This is a genomic window from Paraburkholderia tropica (assembly GCF_914484835.1).
In the GTDB taxonomy this organism is placed as follows: domain Bacteria; phylum Pseudomonadota; class Gammaproteobacteria; order Burkholderiales; family Burkholderiaceae; genus Paraburkholderia; species Paraburkholderia tropica_A.
The window spans coordinates 86,590-108,005 of sequence record NZ_CAJZAR010000079.1 but is presented as its reverse complement, the minus strand read 5'-3'; the positions used below and the strand labels follow the sequence as shown (position 1 = coordinate 108,005).

The window sequence follows — 21,416 nt, the reverse complement described above, 5'->3', positions numbered from 1 at the left end:
GGTTCGTATTCCTGCCAATCCGGTTTCAACCGCAGTCGAAGCCGGACCCGTTCATCCCTTTCGCAGAGAGTTCATCATGAACGCAGTCACCCAGGATTCCAACGCGCAGGTCTCGACCGTCAAGCTGCTGATCGACGGCGAATTCGTCGAATCGAAAAGCCAGGAATGGCGCGACATCGTCAATCCGGCCACGCAGGAAGTGCTGGCGCGCGTGCCGTTCGCGACCGTCGCCGAAGTCGATGCCGCGGTCAAGAGCGCACACGCCGCGTTCGCGGAGTGGAAGAACACGTCGCTCGGCGCGCGTTTGCGCATCATGCTCAAATTGCAGGCGTTGATTCGCGAGAACATGCCGCGCATCGCGAAGACGCTCACGGCCGAGCAGGGCAAGACGCTGCCCGACGCCGAAGGCGATATCTTCCGCGGCCTCGAAGTGGTCGAGCACGCCTGTTCGATCGGCACGCTGCAGCAGGGCGGTTTCGCCGAGAACGTGGCGGGCGGCGTGGATACGTACACGCTGCAACAACCGATCGGTGTCTGCGCGGGCATCACGCCGTTCAATTTCCCCGCCATGATTCCGCTGTGGATGTTCCCGATGGCGATCGTCTGCGGCAACACCTTCGTGCTCAAGCCGTCCGAACAGGACCCGCTCTCGACCATGCAGCTCGTTGAACTCGCGCTCGAAGCGGGCATTCCGAAGGGCGTGCTCAACGTCGTGCACGGCGGCAAGGAAGTGGTCGACGCGATCTGCTCGCATCCGCTCGTGAAGGCGATTTCGTTCGTCGGCTCGACGGCGGTGGGCACGCATGTCTATCGCCTCGGCAGCGAACATGGCAAGCGCGTGCAGTCGATGATGGGCGCGAAGAATCACGCCGTCGTGCTGCCCGATGCGAACCGCGAGCAGGCGCTCAACGCGCTGGCGGGCGCGGCGTTCGGCGCGGCGGGTCAGCGCTGCATGGCCACTTCGGTCGTGGTGCTGGTGGGCGCGGCGCAGCAGTGGGTGCCCGAACTCGTCGAGAAGGCGAAGACGCTCAAGGTCAACGCGGGCCACGAGCCGAAGACCGATGTGGGTCCGGTGGTCTCGCGCGTCGCGAAGCAGCGCATTCTCGGCCTGATCGAATCGGGCGTGAAGCAGGGCGCGACGCTCGCGCTCGATGGCCGCGACGTGAAGGTGCCCGGCTACGAGGACGGCAACTTCGTCGGTCCGACGATCTTCACGAACGTGAAGACCGATATGGACATTTACACCCACGAGATTTTCGGGCCGGTGCTGGTCGTGCTCACGGTGAATACGCTCGACGAGGCCATCGCGCTCGTCAATGCGAATCCGTTCGGCAACGGCGTGGGCCTGTTCACGCAGAGCGGCGCGGCGGCGCGCAAATTCCAGAGCGAAATCGATATCGGCCAGGTGGGTATCAACATTCCGATTCCGGTGCCGGTGCCGTATTTCAGCTTCACGGGTTCGCGCGGTTCGAAGCTCGGCGATCTCGGTCCGTACGGCAAGCAGGTCGTGCAGTTCTACACGCAGACCAAGACCGTCACGGCGCGCTGGTTCGACGACGCCACCGTCAACGACGGCGTGAACACCACGATCAGCCTGCGCTGAGCGCTCATTTCACTCGCACATAAAAAATGGAGAGAGGCTCATGAAAATCGGTTTCATCGGGCTGGGCCATATGGGCGCGCCGATGGCGCTCAATCTGATCAAGGCGGGCCACACGCTGAGCGTGTTCGACCTGAGCGCCGACGCGATGCGCACGCTCGCCGACGCGGGCGCGACGCTGGCCGCGTCGCCGAAAGCGGCCGCCACGTGCGCGGAGTGGGTCATCACCATGCTGCCCGCCGCCGCGCACGTGCGCACCGTGCTGAGCGCCGAGGACGGCGTGCTCGCGGGCGTCACGAAGGGCGTGACGATCATCGATTCGAGCACCATCGATCCGGCCAGCGCGAAGGCGTTCGCGGCGCTCGCCGAAGCGAACGGCAACCGCTTCGTCGATGCGCCGGTCTCGGGCGGCACGGGCGGCGCGGTGGCGGGCACGCTCACCTTCATGGTGGGCGGCACGGCGGCGCTCTATGAAAGCGTGAAGCCGGTGCTCTCGGGCATGGGCAAGAACATCGTCCATTGCGGCGAGACCGGCACGGGGCAGGTCGCGAAGCTCTGCAACAACCTCGTGCTCGGCGTGACGATGGCGGGCGTGGCGGAAGCGATGGCGCTCGGCGAGGCGCTCGGCATCGACGCGAAGGTGCTGGGCGGCATCATGAATACGTCGACGGGCCGCTGCTGGAGCTCGGACACGTATAACCCGTTCCCGGGCGTGATCGAAACCGCGCCGTCGTCGCGCGGCTATACGGGCGGCTTCGGCACCGATCTGATGCTCAAGGATCTGGGTCTCGCCACCGACGCCGCGAAGCAGGCGCGTCAGCCCGCGTACATGGGCGCGCTCGCGCAGCAGCTTTATCAGGCGATGAGCAGCCACGGCGACGGCAAGCTCGACTTCTCGGCGATCATCAAGCTCTATCGGCGCGAGAGTCACGAGAAGGGCTGAGCGTTTCAGCCTGGTTTGAATACGGCGCGTGCGCAGATCGGCACGCGCCGTTTTACGTTGACGGCGATTTAAAGGGTTTAAATGCTTTAAATCGCCTCGATCGCCTTCATGCGCGACTCGATGCGCTTGAGCAGGCGCTTGAACCACGCATCGAGCAGCGCGTTCGAGGGCGCGGCGAGCGTCGAGCACGCGAGAATGCGATAGACGTCGTTGCGCGTGAGCTTGGACGGACGCGCGGGATCGAGCCAGTCCTCGTTATCGACGAGACGTTCGAGCGTTTCGAGGCCGATCAGGATCGGCCACAAACACGCGAGGCGCAGACGCAGCGACAGGCGCGGCAGCGCGAACGTGTAGTCGATGGCCGCGCGGAAATGATCGAGTGCGATGCGCACGAGGCCGAACATCAGCGGACGCGCGCGCGCCGAGGTGCCCGGCTGCATCAGGTCGGCGGGCGAGAGCGCCGCTTGCGCGAGCATCGTGGCGGGCAGATAGCAGCGGCCGATGCGCAGATCCTTGCCGCAATCGCGCAGCACGTTCACCATCTGCAGGGCCTTGCCGAAACGCACGCCGCGCTGGTACATGGTGTCGCGCAGCGCCGGATCGAGCGCGCCGGGAATATGCAGGTACGTCATCTTCGTCCAGAACTCGCCGACGCAGCCCGCCACCAGATACGTATAGCGGTCGAGTTCGTCCCACGTGCCGAGCGCGGCCACCTGGCCCGAGCGCTCGTCGGGGAAGGTGCGCAGATCGAATTCCATGCCTTCCGTGAGCGTCGTGACGATCTCGCGCACGGCGACGCGGTCGGCCTCGTCGAGCTGGCCGAGCACATCGAGCGCGCCGTCGAGCGATTCGAGCAGCCGTTTTTCGTCCGATTGCGTCTGCTGGCCGGCGACTTCGCTGGCGATGCGCTTGAGCGCGTCGCCGTCGGACATCGCGCCTGACGTCCCATTCACGCGCTCGCGGAACGCCAGCAGCAGCGCGAGACGCTGGGCGGGCGGGATCAGCGAGGTGTCGGCGATGGTGTCGGCGGCGCGCGCGAGCAGATACGCCTCGCCCACGGGATCGCGCATGCCCACGGGCAGCACGCGCAGCGTGAGGTAGAACGAGCGGGAAACGCCTTTGAGCAACGGCCCGAGCAGGTAGGCCCGGTTAGAATTCTGCATGTCGGTTGGCTGGATGAGGCTGAATAACGGCAGCCGCATTGTAGCGTGGACGACGAGGGACCGACCCGGTAGCGCCTGGGCGCCGAATTTTGGGGCACGCTCGGGCCAAACCTCGACCACACCAGGGGCCACGCTTCGGGCCAATTCCCGATGGCCGCAACCGCCTGTGTTTTCCACGGCACCCGCTCGCGGTGCAAATTTCTCCGCGCATTTCCGCGCGCCACATTGATCTCCTGTTCAGGTTCTTGTCGGCTTATCGACAGTCGCGGTAATCGTTTTCGTTACGACGTATTTTTCGCCCCTCATTCCCCATTTCGCGTGACGTAATTTGAAAGGACCGCGATTCAAGGCGTGAATCGCAGGCGTGGCGTGCAATGCCGCGCGCATTAACGGACCGCAAAACGCCGATCTCTTACGCGGCAATATTGATGAAAGTAATACGCGTAACGCAAGGGGTAATGGCTTCGCGGCGCCATCTCACTACACTCCGCCGATGGTTTTTGTCACGGAGGCGCCGTCTATGTCCACGTCCACGTCACTTGCCATCGACTCGCTGCGCGGTTTCGAGCTGACCGCGGACGGCCAGTATCTGATGGTGAATAGTAATCAGCCAGACAGCGTCGCCGTGCACTGTTCGGTCATGCACGAATTGCTGGCCGCACTTTCGAACGCGATTGGCCGTTCGGAGCGCATTCGTCACAAGAGTGCGAGCGTCAAATTCACCATGCCCTGCGAGGCGTGGGAGATCGGCCGCGAGTCGGGCGCCGTGCAGCATCTGGTGGTGAGCTTCCGCTTGCCGGGCGGCGCGGAACTGTCGTTCCGCCTGCATCCGTCGCAAGCCGCGCACATGACCGAAGTGCTCTCGCTCGCGACCGGACTCGCCAAGCCGCTGCGGCCCGCTTCGATGCGCGTGCAATAGCGCAGGGCGGCCGTGCGCCGGCCGCTTCGTCACGTGGCCGCGGCTCCCGCCGCTGCCGTCCTTCTCGCCGCGCGCGCAAACGCGGCGTTCCCGTTGGCCTTACTCTCGACCTCCCGCATGACGGTTTCATCTACCACGCGCTACACCCGCGCGCTGACCTTCGCTGGCCTTGGCCTGAGCATGGCCGCCACCGCGCACGCCACGGAACCCTTCGTGGTCCAGGACATTCGCATCGACGGCCTGCAGCGCATCGAACCGGGCACCGTGTTCGCCTATCTGCCGATCAAGCAGGGCGACACCTTCTCCGACGACAAGGCCTCCGACGCGATCCGCGCGCTCTACGCAACGGGCTTCTTCAGCGACGTGCGCATTGCCACCGAGGGCCGCACGGTCGTCGTGCAGGTGCAGGAACGCGCGGCGATCGGCACGATCGACTTCGCGGGCATTCACGAGTTCGACAAGGACAATCTGAACAAGGCGCTCGGCGCCGTGGGTCTCTCGCCGGGCCGCAGCTACGACAAGGCGCTCGTCGACCGCGCCGAGCAGGAACTCAAGCGCCAGTACCTCACGCGCGGCTACTACGCCGCCGAGGTGACGACCACGGTCACGCCGATCGACCGCAATCGCGTGGCCTTGCTGTTCTCGGTGATCGAAGGACCGAGCGCGAAGATCCGCCAGGTGAACTTCATCGGCAATAACGTGTTCACGGAAAGCACGCTGCGCGACGAGATGCAGCTTTCGACGCCGAACTGGTTCTCGTGGTACACGAAGAACGATCTGTATTCGAAGGACAAGCTCACGGGCGATCTGGAAAACGTGCGCTCGTATTATCTGGATCGCGGCTATCTGGAGTTCAATATCGACTCCACGCAGGTCTCGCTGTCGCCCGACAAGAAGGACATGTATCTGACGATCTCGATACATGAAGGCGAGCCGTACACGATTTCGAGCGTGAAGCTCGCGGGCAATCTGCTCAATCGCGAAGCCGAACTCACGAAACTGATTGGCGTGAAAAAAGGCCAGCGTTTCTCGGCGCAAAAACTTAAGGACACGACCAAGGCGCTCGTCGATCATCTCGGCGAATACGGCTACGCGTTCGCGACCGTCAACGCCGAACCGCAGATCGACCAGCAGCATCACACCGTGGCGCTGACACTGCAAGTCGATCCGAGCCGCCGTGTTTATGTGAGGCACGTGAACATCACCGGCAACACGCGCACGCGCGACGAAGTGATTCGCCGCGAAATGCGCCAGCTCGAAAGCGCGTGGTTCGATTCGAACCGCCTCGCGCTGTCGAAGGACCGCGTGAATCGTCTGGGCTATTTCACCAACGTCGATGTGACGACCGTGCCGGTTGAAGGCACGCAGGATCAGGTCGACGTGGACGTGAACGTGACCGAGAAGCCGACCGGCACGCTCTCGCTGGGCGTGGGTTACGGCTCGGGCGAAGGCCCGATCATTTCGGCGGGCATTTCGCAGGACAACGTGTTCGGTTCGGGCAATACGCTGTCGCTGAACGTGAATACGGCGAGCACGTACCGCACGCTGTCGGTCACGCAGATCGATCCGTATTTCACGGTCGACGGCATCAAGCGCATTACCGACGTCTATTACCGCACGACCGAGCCGCTTTATTATTCGAGCACCAACGACACGAGTTTCCGTATCGTTTCGTATGGCGCGGACATGAAATTCGGCATTCCGTTTTCCGAAACCGATATGGTGTATTTCGGTCTCGGCATCGAACAGGATCGTCTGGATATCGACTCGACCACGCCGCAGACGTATAAGGATTACGTCGCCGATTTCGGCCGCGTGTCGAATATCGTACCGTTGACGGTGGGCTGGTCGCGCGACAATCGTGACAGCGCGCTGGTGCCGAGCCGCGGTTACTTCGCGCAGGCCAACGCCGAATACGGCACGCCTGCCGGCCTGCAGTACTACAAGGCCGACGCGCAGATGCAGTATTACTACTCGTTCGCGCGCGGTTTCGTGCTCGGCCTGAATTTCCAGGGCGGCTACGGCAACGGCATTGGCGGCGCGTACCCGATCTTCAAGAACTACTACGCGGGCGGTATCGGTTCGGTGCGCGGCTACGAGTCGGGTTCGCTCGGTCCGCGCGACTCCAGCACGGGCGATCCGATCGGCGGTTCGAAGATGGTGGTCGGCAATATCGAACTCACGTTCCCGCTGCCCGGCACCGGCTACGACCGCACGCTGCGCGTCTTCACGTTCCTCGACGGCGGTAACGTCTGGGGCACGGAAGGCAACAGCACCGGCGCGAACGGCCTGCGTTACAGCTATGGCGCGGGTCTGGAATGGATCTCGCCGATCGGGCCGCTCAAGCTCGACATCGGCTTCCCGATCGTCAAGCACTCGGGCGATCAGTATCAGAAGTTCCAGTTCCAGATCGGTACGTCGTTCTAAGCGGCGATCAGATCAGCAACTCGAGCGAGTGATACAGGCGGCGCCGCTCTGGATCCTGCGAGGATTCTCCAGAGCGGATCGCCTGCTTGAGGCAATCGAGAAAGCATTCCGCGGCGGCCGAGAGCGGCACGCCGCGCCGCGCGACCACGCTCACCACGGTGCGGTCCACTTCCTCCTGTAGCGACAGCGCGCGCAGATTCTCGCGCGCGATGCGCGTTTCCACCAATGGCCACGGAAAGATGCTGGCCATGTCGGTGTTCATGATCAGCCCCATCGCGACGATGAACGAATGCGCGAGATGCACCGTGCGCGGCAGCGGCAGGCCGTGGCGGCGGAACACGTCGTCGGCGATCATGTCCTTGCTCGCCGGGTCCCAGTTGAGCAACCATTCGCAATCCTGAAGATCGCGCAGCGAATGCGTGTGTTCGAGCGGATGACCTTTGCGCACGACCACGGCGGATTCGGTGGCGAAGATCGGCGTCTGCGTGAATTCGGCGTGCAGCGACGCGAGTCCCGGTTTGCCGAGCGAGAAGTCGAGCGAGCCGTCGCGCAGACGCGGCATCACGATATTGAGCAGCCCCTCGTAGAACTCCAGCTGCATCTCGGGCATGCGCGCGCGAAACAGCGTGACGGCGTCGGGCAGAAACGAGAGCGCGAGCCACGGCGTCACGCCGATGGCGAGCTTGCCGCCGCCGCTGCCGCGCCGCGCGTCAAGTTCGTCCTGGGCGCGCGCCATCTGATGCACGATCGCGCGCGCATGCACGAGCAGCGCCTGGCCCGCCTCGGTGAAGGCGATGCCGTTCGCGTTGCGCGTCACCAGTGCGATCTGCTGCTCGGCTTCGAGTTCGCGCACGGCCTTGGTGGCCGCGGCGGGCGAGATGCCGAGCGCGCGCGCGGCCGCGCGGATGCTGCCGGTATCGGCCATGGCGACGAGCGCCCGGAACTGATGGAACTTCATGAGGGAAAACCCGAGTGCGTACCTCTGGTTGGCGGGCCAACCATTGTAGGGCTGTCGGCGAAAAAACGGCGTCATTATCCTGAGCCTTGCTGAACCTCGCTGAACCTCGAACTGCATCGAAGCAGGAGACTCCCCGATGAACACGATGGCGATCCCGCCCGAAATTGCCGCGATCGAAGCAGAAATGATCGCGCTGCGCCACGCAATCCACGCGCACCCCGAACTCGGCTACGAGGAGTTCGTGACGAGCGATCTGGTCGCGCAGCGGCTGGCCGAATGGGGCTACGAGGTCCATCGCGGGCTGGGCGGTACGGGCGTGGTGGGCACGCTGAAAGCGGGCAGCGGCGCGCGGCGTCTGGGCCTGCGCGCCGACATGGACGCGCTGCCGATTCACGAAGCCACCGGGCTCGATTACGCGAGCCGCATTCCCGGCAAGATGCACGCGTGCGGTCACGACGGCCACACCGCGATGCTGCTCGCGGCAGCGAAGCATCTCGCGCAGTCGCGCAGTTTCGACGGCACGCTGCATCTGATCTTTCAACCCGCCGAGGAAGGCCTGGGCGGCGCGAAGCGCATGCTCGACGAAGGTCTCTTCGAGCGTTTTCCGTGCGATGCCGTGTTCGCGATGCACAACATGCCGGGCTTTCCGACCGGCAAGCTGGGATTTCGCGCGGGGCCGTTCATGGCGTCGTCGGATACGGTCGTGATCGATATCGACGGTCGCGGCGGCCATGGCGCGGTGCCGCATAAGGCCATCGATCCGGTGGTCGTCTGCGCGAACGTCGTGCTCGCGTTGCAGACCATCGTGTCGCGCAACGTGCCGCCGCTCGACATGGCGATCGTCACGGTCGGCGCGATTCACGCGGGCGACGCGCCCAACGTGATTCCGCAAACCGCGCAGATGAAACTCTCGGTGCGCGCGCTGCGGCCCGAGGTGCGCGATCTGCTGCAAGCGCGCATTACCGCGCTCGTGCATGCGCAGGCGAGCGTGTATGGCGCGACGGCGCGCATCGATTATCAGCGCCGTTATCCTGTGCTGGTGAACGACCCGGCGATGACCGTCTTCGCGCAGGACGTCGCGCGCGACTGGCTCGGCGAAGCGGGGCTGATTCACGACATGGACCCGCTCACGGGCAGCGAGGACTTCGCGTTCCTGCTCGAACACTGCGCGGGCAGTTATCTGATCATCGGAAACGGCGACGGGGAGGGCGGCTGCATGGTCCACAATCCCGGCTACGATTTCAACGACGATTGCCTCGCGACGGGCGCCGCGTACTGGGTCAAACTGGCCGAGCGTTTCTTGCAGCCTTGATACCGAACCCTTGATTCGGATAGCGAAGTATTAAAGGATCGGGCGCCGCGCGCTCGAACCGGGACAGGAGGAGACTCACGATGAACGCCAGTTCGCTGCACAGCGCCACGGATGCGTCGCCGCACGCGCACACGCGCGTCACGCGTGCGAAAGCCATCGCCGCGATCACGCTCGGCAATGGCCTCGAGTTTTTCGATTTCACGGTTTACAGCTTCTTCGCCTCGACGATCGGCGCCCTGTATTTTCCGGTGCATGGCGCGCTGAATCAGTTGATGCTGGCCGTGGGCAGTTTCGGCGTGGGTTTCATCGTGCGTCCGCTGGGCGGCGTGCTGATCGGCGCGTTCGCCGACCGTGCGGGCCGCAAAGCCGCCATGACGCTCACGCTCTGGCTCATGGCGCTCGGCTCCGCGCTGATCGCGTTCGCGCCCACGTATGCGCAGATCGGGCTCGCCGCGCCCGCACTCATTCTGCTCGCGCGTCTGATCCAGGGCTTCGCGGTGGGCGGCGAAGTGGGCGCGTCCACGTCGCTGCTGCTCGAATACGCCGACGACCGCACACGCGGCTTCTACGGCAGCTGGCAGTTCGTGAGCCAGGGGCTCAACGCCGTCTGCGGCGCGCTGATCGGCGTGGCGCTCTCGACGGCGCTGACGCCATCGGCGCTCGAAAGCTGGGGCTGGCGCGTGCCGTTCGTGCTCGGCATGCTGGTCGCGCCCGTGGGCGTTTATATCCGCCGCCATCTCGACGAAACGCTCGTGCATGCACAGCCCGCCGAAGGCGCCGCCGCCGTGGACGTCGCGCGGCCGTTGCGCGAGATTTTCACGCGTCATCGCGTGGCGCTCGTGGCGGGTGTGGTCACCACGATCGGCGGCACGGCGGCCAACTATATCGTGCTGTTCTACATGTCCACCTATGCGATCAAGATGCTCGGCTTGCCGGTTTCGGTGGGCATGAGTGCGGCGCTGGTGGCCGCGCTCGTCACGGCGGTGTGCTCGCCGTTCGCGGGCTGGCTCTCCGATCGCGTGGGGCGCAAGTGGGTGCTCGGCGTGTCGCGCGTGCTGCTGATCGCCGCGATTTATCCCGCGTTCATGCTGATTCACGCGATGCCCACGGTCGGCATGGTGCTGACCGTGGTGGGCGTGCTGGGCGCGATCGTCGCGTTCACGGCGGTGCCGAACATCGTCATGCTGCCCGAGCTTTTTCCTCAGTCGATCCGCGTCACGGGCATGTCCATCGTGTATTGCCTGGGCGTCTCGATCTTCGGCGGCTTCGCGCAATTCTTCGCGACGTGGCTCATCAAACTGCTCGGCGATCCGCTCGCGCCCGCGTGGTATCTGATTGGCTGCGGCGCGGTTTCGCTGCTGGCCTTGCCGCTGATTCGCGAACCGGCCGGACGTCCGCTCGATTGAATACGGTTTTGGCACGCACCGACCGTTTCTTTACGCGATCTTTGCGCGCGTCTTTCTAGAATCGAGCCATGTTCAACCACGCGCGCGCCGCGCAACCGGGCGGCGCGCAACTACCCGACATGGCTTCGCTGCTTCCGCATCATCTCGCCTCCGTTTCGTCATTCAAACCCAAAGCGCCGCGTGCGCGCATCGATCAGGCTCGCGCCACGCAAAGGCTTTCGTGCGTGCGCATGATCGTGCGCGTGGCGACGCACGACGCGCAACTCGCGCGCCGCCTGCTTCACGCCATGCTCGGCGAGGCGATGGGCGCGTATACCATCGACATCGACCGGCGCAGCGAACTCGCTTGCCTGCATGTCGAACTCGAACGCAAGCGCGTGCCGGACGCGATGGCGTTACTGATCCGCACGTTGCCCGGCGCGGAATTCGGCGCGATCAAACGGCTCGAACGCGATCATTAATGCGCCCGGCATTAAGCGATTCGGTTCTCAGGTTTGCAATCATTCAAGCTATTTTCCGTTGCCATTTGCGTAACGCGATACACCATTATTTCGCTATGCATAGCAAATGGAAGAGAGTGGCAAACATAAGGATGCAATGTCAAGAAACACAGTAAGATCTGCTCCGAGCTTCAAGGCGGCGCAGCGCGTCCGGTAGGTATGCCCGGAGCCGCCTCGGGTTCGTCGGTCCAGCGTAGATCGTCGACAACGGAGAGAACAGCATGGCATGCGGAATTCGGGTTGCCCGTTTGTGCTTGTCGTTGGGATTGCTGCTTGGGGTTGCCGCGTGCCATGAGAAGACGCCCACCGCGTCCGCGCCGCCGCCCGCGAATGTGGATGTGATCGACGTCGCGCTGCGCGACGTGCCGGTGGCATTCGATTATGTGGGACAGACGGAAAGCTCGCAGCAGGTCGAGATCCGCGCCCGCGTGAATGGCTTTCTGGAAAAGCGCGTCTATCAGGAAGGCTCGCTGGTTCATCAGGGCGACGTGATGTTCGTGATGGACCGCAAGCCGTTCGAGGCCGCGCTCGACGCAGCGCACGCCGAATATGCGCAGCAGAAGGCGCGTCTGGACACGGCGCAGGCCAACCTGAACCGCGTGCGTCCGCTCGTCGCCAAGAATGCCTTGAGCCAGAAAGACCTCGACGATTCGCTCGGCCAGCAACAGGCCGCCGCGGCCGCGCTCGAACAGGCGCGCGCCAACGTCACGAGCGCGAGCCTCAATCTCGGCTATACGACGATCACCGCGCCCGTGACCGGCTTGTCGAGTTTCGCCAAGAAGCAGGACGGCTCGTATATCGACGCCACCAACAGCCTCCTCACTTACGTGGCGAAACTCGACCCTATGTGGATCAACTTCTCGCTCTCCGAGAACGAGATGCTGGATCTGCGGACCCAGGTCAAGAGCGGCGCGCTCAAGCTGCCGCAGATCGGCAAGCTCGAAGCGGTGATCGTGCTCGCGGACGGCAGCGTGTATCCCTCTCGCGGCCGCATTGCCTTTACCGATGCCGCGCTGAGCACCGAAACCGGCACCTATCTGATTCGCGCCGAAGTGCCGAATCCGAATGGCGCGCTGCGTCCGGGCCAGTTCGTGCGGATCAAGCTGCTCGGCGCGGACCGCGCGAGCGCCGTGGCGGTGCCGCAGGACGCGGTGATGCAAGGGCCGCGCGGCGCATATGTCTGGACCGTCGACAAGGATTCGAAGGCGCAGCAGCGCTCGGTGGAAACGGGCGAGTGGAACGGCAACGACTGGGTGATTCGCTCCGGCCTGCGGGCGGGCGACCGCGTGGTGGTCGACAATACCTTGCGGCTGATGCCCGGCGCGGTCGTGAAGGCGAATCTGGTTGCGACGCCGCCGGCCAGCGTGAAGATTCCCGGGGCGGATGCCGCTAATGAACAAGGTGGGAATCCTAACGATTCGGCGCAACAGCAGTCGACGCAGCAAGGCACGAACGCCGCGAGCGCATCCAGCCCGGGCGCGTCGACATCGTCATCAGCTTCGGCTTCTGCCGAAACGAACGCTGCGCCACGCACGCCGCTCTATTTCCCGGTCGGCAGCGCCAGTCTCGACGCGCAGTCGGCAAGCGCCCTGGCCGCGGTCGCGAAGCATCTCGCGAGCGCACCCGACACGCACGTGATCATCTCGGGCTACACCGATGCGAGCGGCTCTTACGCCGCGAACGAACGGCTGGCCGCTTCGCGCGCGGCGACCGTGCGTGCGGCGCTGATCGTGGCGGGCGTGCAGAACGCGCGCATCGACATGCGCAAACCCGCGCGCATCGTCGCCACCGATCCGCCCGACAAGTCTCGACGCGTGGACGTCACGCTCTCGCCCTCCACGGGAGGGTGAGCGATGAAGTTCTCCCACTTCTTTATCGACCGGCCGATTTTCGCGTCGGTGCTGTCGATCATTCTCGTGGTCGCCGGGCTGGTCTCGATGTTCAATCTGCCGATTGCGCAGTTTCCCGACATCGCGCCGCCCACGATCACGGTGAGCGCCACCTATCCGGGCGCGAGCGCCGACATCGTCGCGCAGAATGTGGCCGCGCCCATCGAGCAGCAGGTCAATGGCGCCGACGACATGATGTATATGAGCTCGTCGAGTTCCTCGACGGGCAATATGACGCTCACGGTGTATTTCAATATCGGCACCGATCCGTCGCTCGCGCAGGTGGACGTGCAGAATCGCGTGAATCTCGCGTTGCCCACGCTGCCCGATGCGGTGACGGCGCAGGGCGTGTCGGTGCAGAAGCGCTCGTCGGCGTTCATGATGGTGGTCGCGATTTATTCGCCCGATAACGCTTACGATCAGGCTTATGTGGCGAACTACGCGAACGTCTACGTGCTCGATGCGCTCAAGCGCATTCCGGGCGCGAATCAGGCCTCGATTTTCGGTTCCGCCGATTACGCCATGCGCATCTGGCTCAAGCCCGACCGTATGGCGAAACTGGGCATTACAGTCGCCGATGTGCAGAACGCGATCAGCGCGCAGAATCAGCAGTTTTCCGCGGGCCGATTAGGGCAATCGCCGACCACCGAACCGGTGCAGCAGACGTTCCCGGTGGCCACCAAAGGGCGGCTGACCGAGCCCGTCGATTTCGACAATATCATTCTGCGCGCGGGTTCGACCGACGCCGCCATTGTGCGCATTAAGGATATTGGTCACGCGGAACTCGGCGCAAAGGATTATTCGCTGCGTGGCCGCTATAACGGCAAAACGGCAACGCTGATCGCCGTTTATCAGCAGCCGGGCGCGAACGCGCTGCAAGTCGCCAAGCAGGTGCGCGCCACGCTGGAGCAACTGAAAAAGAATTTCCCGCCGGGCCTGAAATACGAAGTCGCGCTCGACACCACCGAATTCGTGCACGAGTCGATTGGCGAAGTGGTGCATACGCTGCGCGACGCGGTGATCCTCGTGATTCTGGTGGTCTATATCTTCCTGCAAAGTTTTCGCGCGACGCTCGTGCCGATTCTCGCGGTGCCGGTATCGATCATCGGCGCGTTTATCGGCATGGAGGCGTTCGGCTTTTCGATCAATATGCTGACCTTGTTCGGCATGGTGCTGGCGATCGGCATCGTGGTGGACGATGCGATCGTCGTGATCGAAAACGTCGAGCGCAATATGAGCGAATTCAAATTGCCACCGAAGGAAGCGGCCAAGCGCGCGATGGATGAGGTCAGCGGGCCCGTCGTGGCGATCGTGCTCGTGTTGCTCGCGGTGTTTATTCCCGTGGCGTTTCTTTCCGGGATTACCGGGCAGTTGTACAAGCAATTCGCGGTGACGATCGCGGTGTCCGTGGTGCTGTCCGGCGTAGTGGCGCTCACGCTTTCGCCGGCGCTCGCGGCCATTCTGCTGAAACCGGGCGAGCAGAAAAGGAACCGCTTTTTCCGCTGGTTCAACGAGAAATTCGACAAACTCACCGAGGGCTACGGCAGCTGGGTGCAGAGCGCGATTCGCCGCGTGCTGCTCTCGATCGGACTGATCGTCGTGATGCTGATCGCCACGGGCGGACTCTTCAAGAGTATTCCGTCGTCGTTTTTGCCGGTGGAAGATCAGGGCTATCTGCTCGGCGCGGTCGTATTGCCCGATGCGGCGAGTCTCGACCGCACCGGCGCATTGTCGAAGAAGGCGGAAGACTGGTTCGCGAAGCAGCCCGCTGTGAGTTCGGTGGCGGCGCCTATCGGTTATAGCCTGATCGATTCGCAATATAAATCGAATGCGGGCACGCTCTTTATCACGCTCAAGGGCTTCAAGGATCGCGGCGAAAACGGCTCGGCGCAGGATCTGATTCGCGAAGCGAACAAGGCGTTTTCGAGTTTCAAGGACGGCGCGGTGGTGCCGCTCAATCCGCCTTCGATTCCGGGCCTCGGCACCACGGGCGGCTTTGAATTCTGGCTGCAAAGCACCGGCGACGGCAATTATCAGCAGCTTGAGGAGAAAGTGCGCCAGGTCATTGCGAAGGCGCGCCAGAATCCCGCGTTGCGCAGCGTGAATTCGACCATCAATACGAATTCGCGGCAATTGCTTGTGGAAGTCGATCGCGAGCGCGCGGAAACGCTCGGTGTGCCGATTCAGGATGTGTATTCCGCGTTGCAGACGATGTTCGGCTCGTCGTATGTGAGTCAATTCCCGAAGGGCAGCCGTCTGTTTCAGGTGATCGTGCAGGCGGAGCCGCAATATCGCACGCGCCCTGAAGATATTCAGCAGCTTTACGCGCGCAACACCAGCGGCCAGATGGTGCCGATCAAGGCGCTCGCGACCGTGCGTTTCGTGCCGGGCGCGGATATCGTGAATCGCTTCAATAATTTCCCGGCGGCCAAGATTACCGGCGATGCCGCGCCGGGTCACAGTTCCGGCGAGGCAATTGCGGCGATGGAGAATATCGCGCGCGAAACGCTCGGCGACGGCTACAACTACGAATGGAGCGGCCAGGCCTACGAAGAAAAGAAAGCGGGCTCGACGGCGGCGCTCGTGTTTGCATTCGCGTTGCTGATGGTGTTCCTGATTCTCGCGGCGCAATACGAAAAATGGTCGCTGCCGATTGGCGTGCTGCTCGCGGTGCCATTCGCGCTGTTTGGCGCATTGGTCGGCATTTTCATACGCGGCATGGAAAACGATGTGTATTTCCAGATCGGGTTGACCGTGCTGATTGCGCTGGCCGCGAAGAACGCCATTCTGATTTTCGAATTTGCCGTGGAAATGCGCGAGAAAGAAGGGCTTTCGCCTTACGACGCCGCGCTGCACGCCGCCAAATTGCGGCTGCGTCCGATCATCATGACCTCGCTCGCGTTTATTCTCGGTTGCGTGCCGCTCGCGATCGCCAGCGGCGCGTCGGCAGCGAGCCGGCGCTCGCTCGGCACTGGCGTGATTTTCGGCATGCTCGGCGCCACAGTGATCGCGCTGTTCTTCATTCCGATGTTCTTCTGGGGCCTCGAAACGCTGTCGTCGCGCAAAAAGCCGAAGGCCGAGCCGACCATGCCGCCGCCGTCGGCGCCGCCCGCGCAGGAGGGTTGAAGCCATGAAGCCGAGACTCCCGCGCGCCTTGCAGCGCACCGCGCCGATGGTGCTTGCGGCCTGCCTCGCCGCTTGCGCGGTCGGGCCCGACTATCACAGGCCGACGGTGGACACGCCGTCATCGTATCGCTTCGCTTCGCCGGGCGCGGAGGTGGTCGATCCGTCGCTCGACTGGTGGACGCAATTCAACGATCCCGTGCTCGACGACCTGATCGCGAGGGCGCTCGCGCAGAACAAGGATTTGCGCATCGCCGCCGCGCGCATCGAGGAATATTACGGGCGCTACGTGGTCACGCGTGCGGGGCTGTTTCCGCAGGTGGGCGCGAATTTCGGCGCCTCGCGCAGCCGCAGCGTGCCCGCGCCCGGTTTTCCGCCCCAGGTTGGCAATCAGGTGCAGCTCGAAGGCGTGGCGTCGTGGGAACTCGATTTGTTCGGGCGTCTGCGGCGTTTGACCGAGGCCGCGCGCGCCGATTATCTCGGCACGCAATCGGCGCAGCAGGCCACGCGTATTGCGTTGATCGCCAATGTGGCGTCGAGTTATCTGCAATTGCGTGATTACGATAATCAGCTGACGATTGCGCAGGAAACGCTCAAAAGCCGTCAAGGCGCGCTCGATCTATTTAACGAGCGCTTTTCGGGCGGCGTGGTGTCGAAACTGCAATTGAGTCAGGCGCGTTCGGAATATGAATCCGCGCAAGCGTCGGTGTATTCGATTCAGCAGCAAATCGCGCAGCAGGAAACGGCCATTTCGCTTTTGCTCGGCCAGAATCCGGGGCCGATTCCGCGCGGTAAATCGATTACCGAATTGTCCGCGCCCGAGATTCCCGCCGGTTTGCCTTCGTCGCTGATCGAGCGGCGGCCCGATGTTCTTCAGGCCGAGCAGGCGCTCGTGTCCGCCAATGCGTCGATCGGCGCGGCGCGCGCGCTGTATTTTCCGCAGATTTCGCTCACGGGATTATTCGGTGCGGCCAGCACGGCGCTCTCCGGTTTGTGGACGGGACCGGCGCGCGTCTGGTCGTTCGCAGGGTCGATCACGCAGCCGATTTTCGAGGGCGGCGCGATTGCGGGATCGGTGCATCAGGCGGAAGCGGTGCAACAGGAAGCGCTGCTGAGCTACGAACAGACCATTCAGCAAGCGTTCGCCGATGTGGAGAATGCGCTCGTCGGCGCGGCGCGCACGCGCGATCAACTCGACGCGACCACGCGCCAGGTGGAGGCGCTCACGCAATATGCGTCGCTTTCGCGCGATCTTTACGAGGGCGGCTATACGAGTTATCTGGAAGTGCTCGATGCGGAACGCAGTCTGTTTAGCGCGCAATTGCAGCAATCGGCGTTACAGGATCAGCAACTCGCGCAAATCGTGAGTCTGTATAAGGCGCTCGGTTATGGCTGGACGCCGCAAGCCAATGCGGATGGCGCGCAGGAGACGAAAGGCGCAAACAGCGCGACGAAAGCCGCTCCGCAGTCGTAACGCGCGGAGCGGTCGCTGAAAAAGAGAGAGTGAATTCGCGGAGAATAAAAAGCGGCAACACGCGCCGTTCAAGGCGATTCCGCTAGCAGATAGCGCAGCGATTGAGGTTCGGCGCGCGTCGCTTTCGCGACGTGCTGCGATTTGCGATCGGTCTTCGGCGCGATTTTCTGCACCTGTTTGCCGCTATGCATGCCGGGCGTCGGCGTATCGCGCTGCGCCCAGGCCGTGGTGCTCGCCGCCGATGCGCAAGCGCACAGCGAAATGGCGACGAACGTGCTGGCGAATCGAGAGGGGATCATCGGAACGCTCCCGCAGCGGCGCGTGGCCGCGAGTGCGCGAACGGGAGTTCGCGCGGCGTTCCTGAGTATGGTCGTGCGCCGGGCGCGCCGCCTCCATCGTCTGATGGAGAAACGTGCGGCGGGCGTTCTCGCTTATTCGGCGGCGCGGCGGTCGGCGAGGGCGAGTTCGCAGTCCTTGAGCACCTGCAGAACCAGCTTCGCCTGGTAATTGAGGTCGTCGGTATCGAGGATTTCCTCGACGGCGTCGCGCGCCCAGGTGGCGTCGACGAACCATGCGTGCTGCTTGGCGATTTCCTGCGCGATGGCGGTGAGCCGCGCGATGGCGAGCCAGTCGGCTTCGCGTGCGTGACGGTCGAGCCACTTGTGCGCCGCCTGCACGTGAAACGCCGCGTTGGGCCAGGATTCGTTGAGGTAGTACGCTCCGAGGCTCCCGCACGTGAGCCAGCAGAGCAATTCCACGCGGTCGCGCGGGCTTAGATGGTGGCGTACATCACTCATGGCGACGCTCGCGAAGGTGACGAAGTTCGATTGACGGGCACATGCACGTTACGACTCCAGTGCCAAAACAATATCACGTAAACGCAGTGGAGCAACAGACGTGCCTTGCGCGGGCTACAGATGTAGCGTCGCCTGGAGGCGGTTCGTATGCATACCAGGAGTGTCACCAGGACTGCGTGCGCCAGCACACCTGGCGGCGCAGATCGGGCGGCATAAAGCGGTTCGGCAGGGCGAAATAGATGCCTGGCGCATTCGGCCCGGCCGGTCGGATCGCGCCATCGCTTCGGGGTGAGCGCGCTGCGTGTTGATGCGTGTTGCAGCCCGGAGTCGAGCCCTTAAATCGCTGCGCGAAGCCGCGGCGGCCTAGCTGGTCCTGCCGCTGGCGCGCGCGAGCCAGGCGGCGGCGTCGGAGGCGCCCATGCCGTTGGCGACGTCGAACGCGGTGTTGCCCGCGCCATCCTGCGCGGACGGATTCGCGCCGCGCGCGATCAGCATTTCGACGATGTCCACGCGGTTGAACATGGCCGCGATCATCAGCGCGGTGCGGCCGTCGGGCGAGGCGCCTTCCACGTCGGCGCCGTTGTCGAGCAGCGCGGCGATCACGTCGGTGTAGCCCTTGAACGCAGCGCCCGCGAGCGGCGTCTGGCCGTTGTCGTTGCGCAGGTCGGGATCGGCGCCGCGTTGCACTAGCGCGCGCACGGCGTTGGCGTGGCCGTGATAGCTCGCGAGCATTACGAGGCTGTCGCCTTTACCGTTGCGCAGATTGGGCGGCAGGCCCTGGTCGATCAGCGAGGCAAGCGTGGCGGCTTCGCCGCGCCGCGCGGTGTCGAAGACTTCGCGGGCGAAGTCGAGGAGGCGTGGATCGAAATCGTCGGCGGATGGGGCGTTGGCGGTCAAGGCGGGCTCCTTCGGTGCGGTCGGTGGCGCGCCCGCGCGCTGCCGGGCGAGCCCCATTGTCGCCGATTCGCGCGTGCAGTGCGCGTCCCCGGAAGTGCAGCGAAGCGCCGCAAAAGCGCAAGGAAAGCGGCGCGCACGAAAACAAAAAACAAAACGGCGCCGCGCTCCGCCGCGCGTGAGACCGACGCGGCGGGCGCGGCGCCGTTGGGCCGCTCAAACGGAGACTGCATCGCAGGCCGATGTCATGCGGCCCATGCAGCGGCGATCAGCGCATCACGGCACGAGCCAGAGCGCCACCGCGTAAATCACGAGCGAGACCGCGAACGTCACGGCCGTGTAGCCCATCACGCGCTGGATGCGGATGCCCGCGATCGCCACGATCGGCACGGCCCAGAACGGTTGCAGCATGTTCGAGACGTTTTCGGCCATCGCCACGCCCATCGCGGTGCGCGGCACCGAGGCGTGCAGGCTCAGCGCGGCGGGCAGCACGAACGGGCCTTGCACGGCCCAGTGACCGCCCGCGCTCGGCACCAGCAGCGTGATGATCAGCGAACTGAGATAGCTCCAGATCGGCAGCGAAACCGGCGTGGCGATCGTCACGAATGCCTTGGCGATCATCGACGCGAGGCCGGTGCCTTTCATGATCCCCATGATGCCGCCGTAGACCGGGTATTGCAGCAGCATCGAGCCGGTCTGCCGGGCGGCGCGGCGGATCGCGTTCGCGTAGGCGATGGGCGTGCGCTGGAGCGCGAGGCCGATCAGCAGGAAGATCAGGATGGTCGTGTTGATGTCGAGATCGAAGCCTTTCTCGCTCCACTCCATCGCCAGAAAACCCACGCCGAGCACGAGCAGCAGCAGCGTGCCGAGCATCGACTGTTCGAGGCGCGTGGCGAACGACGGCGTGTCGCTGAGGCGCGCGTGCGGGTCGTCGCTGGGCGCGCTGTCTTCGCCCTGCGCGGCCTGATTGAAGGGCACGACGTCTTCCGCCTTCGGGTGCATGCGGATGAAGATCGCGGTCATCACGACGACCACCAGCACGGTCGGCACGAACACGAACGGCGCGAACACGGTCTCGGCGAGCGGCACGACGTGGCCCGTGGCCTTTTCGACCAGATTGAGCGCGTTGCCGTGCGAAGCCTGCGAGAGCGCGATGGAACTCGACAGGCCGCTATTGCAGATCGACCACGCCGAATAGCTGCCGGCGACGAGCCACGCGAAATCGACCTTCACGCGCCGCGCGATTTCACGCGAGAGCAGCGCACCGACGATCAGGCCGAGGCCCCAGTTCAGCCACGCCGCAATGGCGACGACCGGAAACACCAGCAGCGCGGCGCGCGCGGGCGTCTGCGCTTTGGCCGCGAGCGCGCGCAGGCCGCGCTGGACGATGGGCGCTTCGGCGATGGCGTAGCCGGTCGCGAGAATCAGGATCATCTGCAGCGCGAAGCCGAGGATGCCGAAGGTGCCCGTGTACCAGGCGTCGAGCAGCGTCGGGATATGGCCTTGCGGCGCAATCGCGAGCGCGAGCACGGCGACGAACGCAGTGAGGCAGATCGAGAGGACGAAGGGGTCGGGCATGACCCGCTCGAACACATAGACGAGGGCGGCGACGACGCCGCGGCCTTTCGCGGAGGGTGGCTGGGCGGTGGATGACGCGTTGGAGTGGTTGTCTCTTTTCATGCTGTTATGAATCGCGCAGTGTGTGGCTGCAAGCTGATGTGCGCCACGCGCGGCGTGCCACGAGGTGTCACGGCATGCGTGCGGCGGCCTGCTCGTTGTTCTTGTTATCGTGCGTTCGCAATGCGAACGACGTTTCGTTTATCGAACCGGCCAATGGTCGCTTTATGCCTGCTGAATGTCAAGCCGCAATCGCGTCAGTTCGCGGCTTTTTCGCGGCAGATCGACGCGAATTGAATGCAAATTGAAAGTAAGTGAAAGCTGAAAAGAAGGCGCGGGAGGCGTTGGGGCGCGAGTCGGCGCGCAGGCGCAGCGTCGATCGGGCGAGCGATCG

The 21,416-nt window shown here is 64.0% G+C and carries 16 protein-coding genes; 10 read left to right on the top strand and 6 right to left on the bottom strand.

The window, feature by feature from the left end; translation table 11 throughout:
- Positions 1 to 76 precede the first annotated feature (76 nt).
- Together LDO54_RS29970 and mmsB are read left to right on the top strand one after the other, a co-directional pair.
- A complete protein-coding gene (locus LDO54_RS29970; RefSeq protein ID WP_224014835.1) occupies positions 77 to 1,603 on the top strand; it encodes a CoA-acylating methylmalonate-semialdehyde dehydrogenase in 1,527 nt (508 codons plus the stop codon).
- A gap of 40 nt (positions 1,604 to 1,643) precedes the next feature.
- On the top strand, positions 1,644 to 2,543 hold the full coding sequence (mmsB, locus tag LDO54_RS29965) for a 3-hydroxyisobutyrate dehydrogenase (protein ID WP_224014833.1): 900 nt from the start codon (positions 1,644 to 1,646) through the stop codon (positions 2,541 to 2,543).
- Between the two features lie 86 nt (positions 2,544 to 2,629).
- On the opposite strand, the gene LDO54_RS29960 is transcribed toward mmsB, so the two are convergent.
- Positions 2,630 to 3,706 (bottom strand): phytoene/squalene synthase family protein, encoded by a 1,077-nt coding sequence (locus LDO54_RS29960; protein WP_224014831.1) that lies wholly within the window; start codon positions 3,704 to 3,706, stop codon positions 2,630 to 2,632.
- Positions 3,707 to 4,226: 520 nt separating this feature from the next.
- Here LDO54_RS29960 and LDO54_RS29955 point away from each other — a divergent pair.
- Positions 4,227 to 4,625 (top strand): hypothetical protein, encoded by a 399-nt coding sequence (locus LDO54_RS29955; protein ID WP_065065970.1) that lies wholly within the window; start codon positions 4,227 to 4,229, stop codon positions 4,623 to 4,625.
- Positions 4,626 to 4,805: 180 nt separating this feature from the next.
- Positions 4,806 to 7,052: an outer membrane protein assembly factor BamA gene (bamA, locus tag LDO54_RS29950; protein WP_224015210.1), complete on the top strand. Its 2,247-nt coding sequence runs from the start codon at positions 4,806 to 4,808 to the stop codon at positions 7,050 to 7,052.
- A gap of 7 nt (positions 7,053 to 7,059) precedes the next feature.
- Here bamA and LDO54_RS29945 read toward each other — a convergent pair whose 3' ends face one another.
- A complete protein-coding gene (locus LDO54_RS29945; RefSeq protein WP_224014829.1) occupies positions 7,060 to 8,010 on the bottom strand; it encodes a LysR substrate-binding domain-containing protein in 951 nt (316 codons plus the stop codon).
- A gap of 136 nt (positions 8,011 to 8,146) precedes the next feature.
- Between LDO54_RS29945 and LDO54_RS29940 the strand changes: the two genes are divergently transcribed.
- The 6 genes from LDO54_RS29940 (at position 8,147) to LDO54_RS29910 (ending at position 17,714) form a co-directional block, all read left to right on the top strand.
- Positions 8,147 to 9,322: a M20 aminoacylase family protein gene (locus LDO54_RS29940; protein ID WP_224014827.1), complete on the top strand. Its 1,176-nt coding sequence runs from the start codon at positions 8,147 to 8,149 to the stop codon at positions 9,320 to 9,322.
- An 80-nt stretch (positions 9,323 to 9,402) separates the two neighbouring features.
- Positions 9,403 to 10,728 (top strand): MFS transporter, encoded by a 1,326-nt coding sequence (locus LDO54_RS29935; RefSeq protein ID WP_224014826.1) that lies wholly within the window; start codon positions 9,403 to 9,405, stop codon positions 10,726 to 10,728.
- Between the two features lie 68 nt (positions 10,729 to 10,796).
- Positions 10,797 to 11,189, top strand: a complete 393-nt coding sequence (locus LDO54_RS29930) for a hypothetical protein (protein WP_224014824.1) — start codon at positions 10,797 to 10,799, stop codon at positions 11,187 to 11,189.
- A gap of 260 nt (positions 11,190 to 11,449) precedes the next feature.
- The gene (locus tag LDO54_RS29925; protein WP_356792003.1) at positions 11,450 to 13,078 is read left to right on the top strand and encodes an efflux RND transporter periplasmic adaptor subunit; all 1,629 of its coding nucleotides are present in this window, start codon (positions 11,450 to 11,452) and stop codon (positions 13,076 to 13,078) included.
- A gap of 3 nt (positions 13,079 to 13,081) precedes the next feature.
- Positions 13,082 to 16,243: an efflux RND transporter permease subunit gene (locus LDO54_RS29915; protein ID WP_224014822.1), complete on the top strand. Its 3,162-nt coding sequence runs from the start codon at positions 13,082 to 13,084 to the stop codon at positions 16,241 to 16,243.
- Between the two features lie 4 nt (positions 16,244 to 16,247).
- On the top strand, positions 16,248 to 17,714 hold the full coding sequence (locus LDO54_RS29910; protein WP_224014820.1) for an efflux transporter outer membrane subunit: 1,467 nt from the start codon (positions 16,248 to 16,250) through the stop codon (positions 17,712 to 17,714).
- A gap of 68 nt (positions 17,715 to 17,782) precedes the next feature.
- Here the strand turns inward: LDO54_RS29910 and LDO54_RS29905 are convergent, their stop codons facing one another.
- From LDO54_RS29905 to LDO54_RS29890, 4 genes are all read right to left on the bottom strand, one after another.
- Positions 17,783 to 18,013: a hypothetical protein gene (locus tag LDO54_RS29905; protein WP_224014818.1), complete on the bottom strand. Its 231-nt coding sequence runs from the start codon at positions 18,011 to 18,013 to the stop codon at positions 17,783 to 17,785.
- A gap of 132 nt (positions 18,014 to 18,145) precedes the next feature.
- Positions 18,146 to 18,511 (bottom strand): hypothetical protein, encoded by a 366-nt coding sequence (locus LDO54_RS29900; protein WP_224014816.1) that lies wholly within the window; start codon positions 18,509 to 18,511, stop codon positions 18,146 to 18,148.
- Between the two features lie 363 nt (positions 18,512 to 18,874).
- Positions 18,875 to 19,408 (bottom strand): ankyrin repeat domain-containing protein, encoded by a 534-nt coding sequence (locus tag LDO54_RS29895; protein ID WP_224014814.1) that lies wholly within the window; start codon positions 19,406 to 19,408, stop codon positions 18,875 to 18,877.
- Between the two features lie 273 nt (positions 19,409 to 19,681).
- Positions 19,682 to 21,085 (bottom strand): TIGR00366 family protein, encoded by a 1,404-nt coding sequence (locus LDO54_RS29890; RefSeq protein ID WP_224014812.1) that lies wholly within the window; start codon positions 21,083 to 21,085, stop codon positions 19,682 to 19,684.
- Positions 21,086 to 21,416 lie beyond the last annotated feature (331 nt).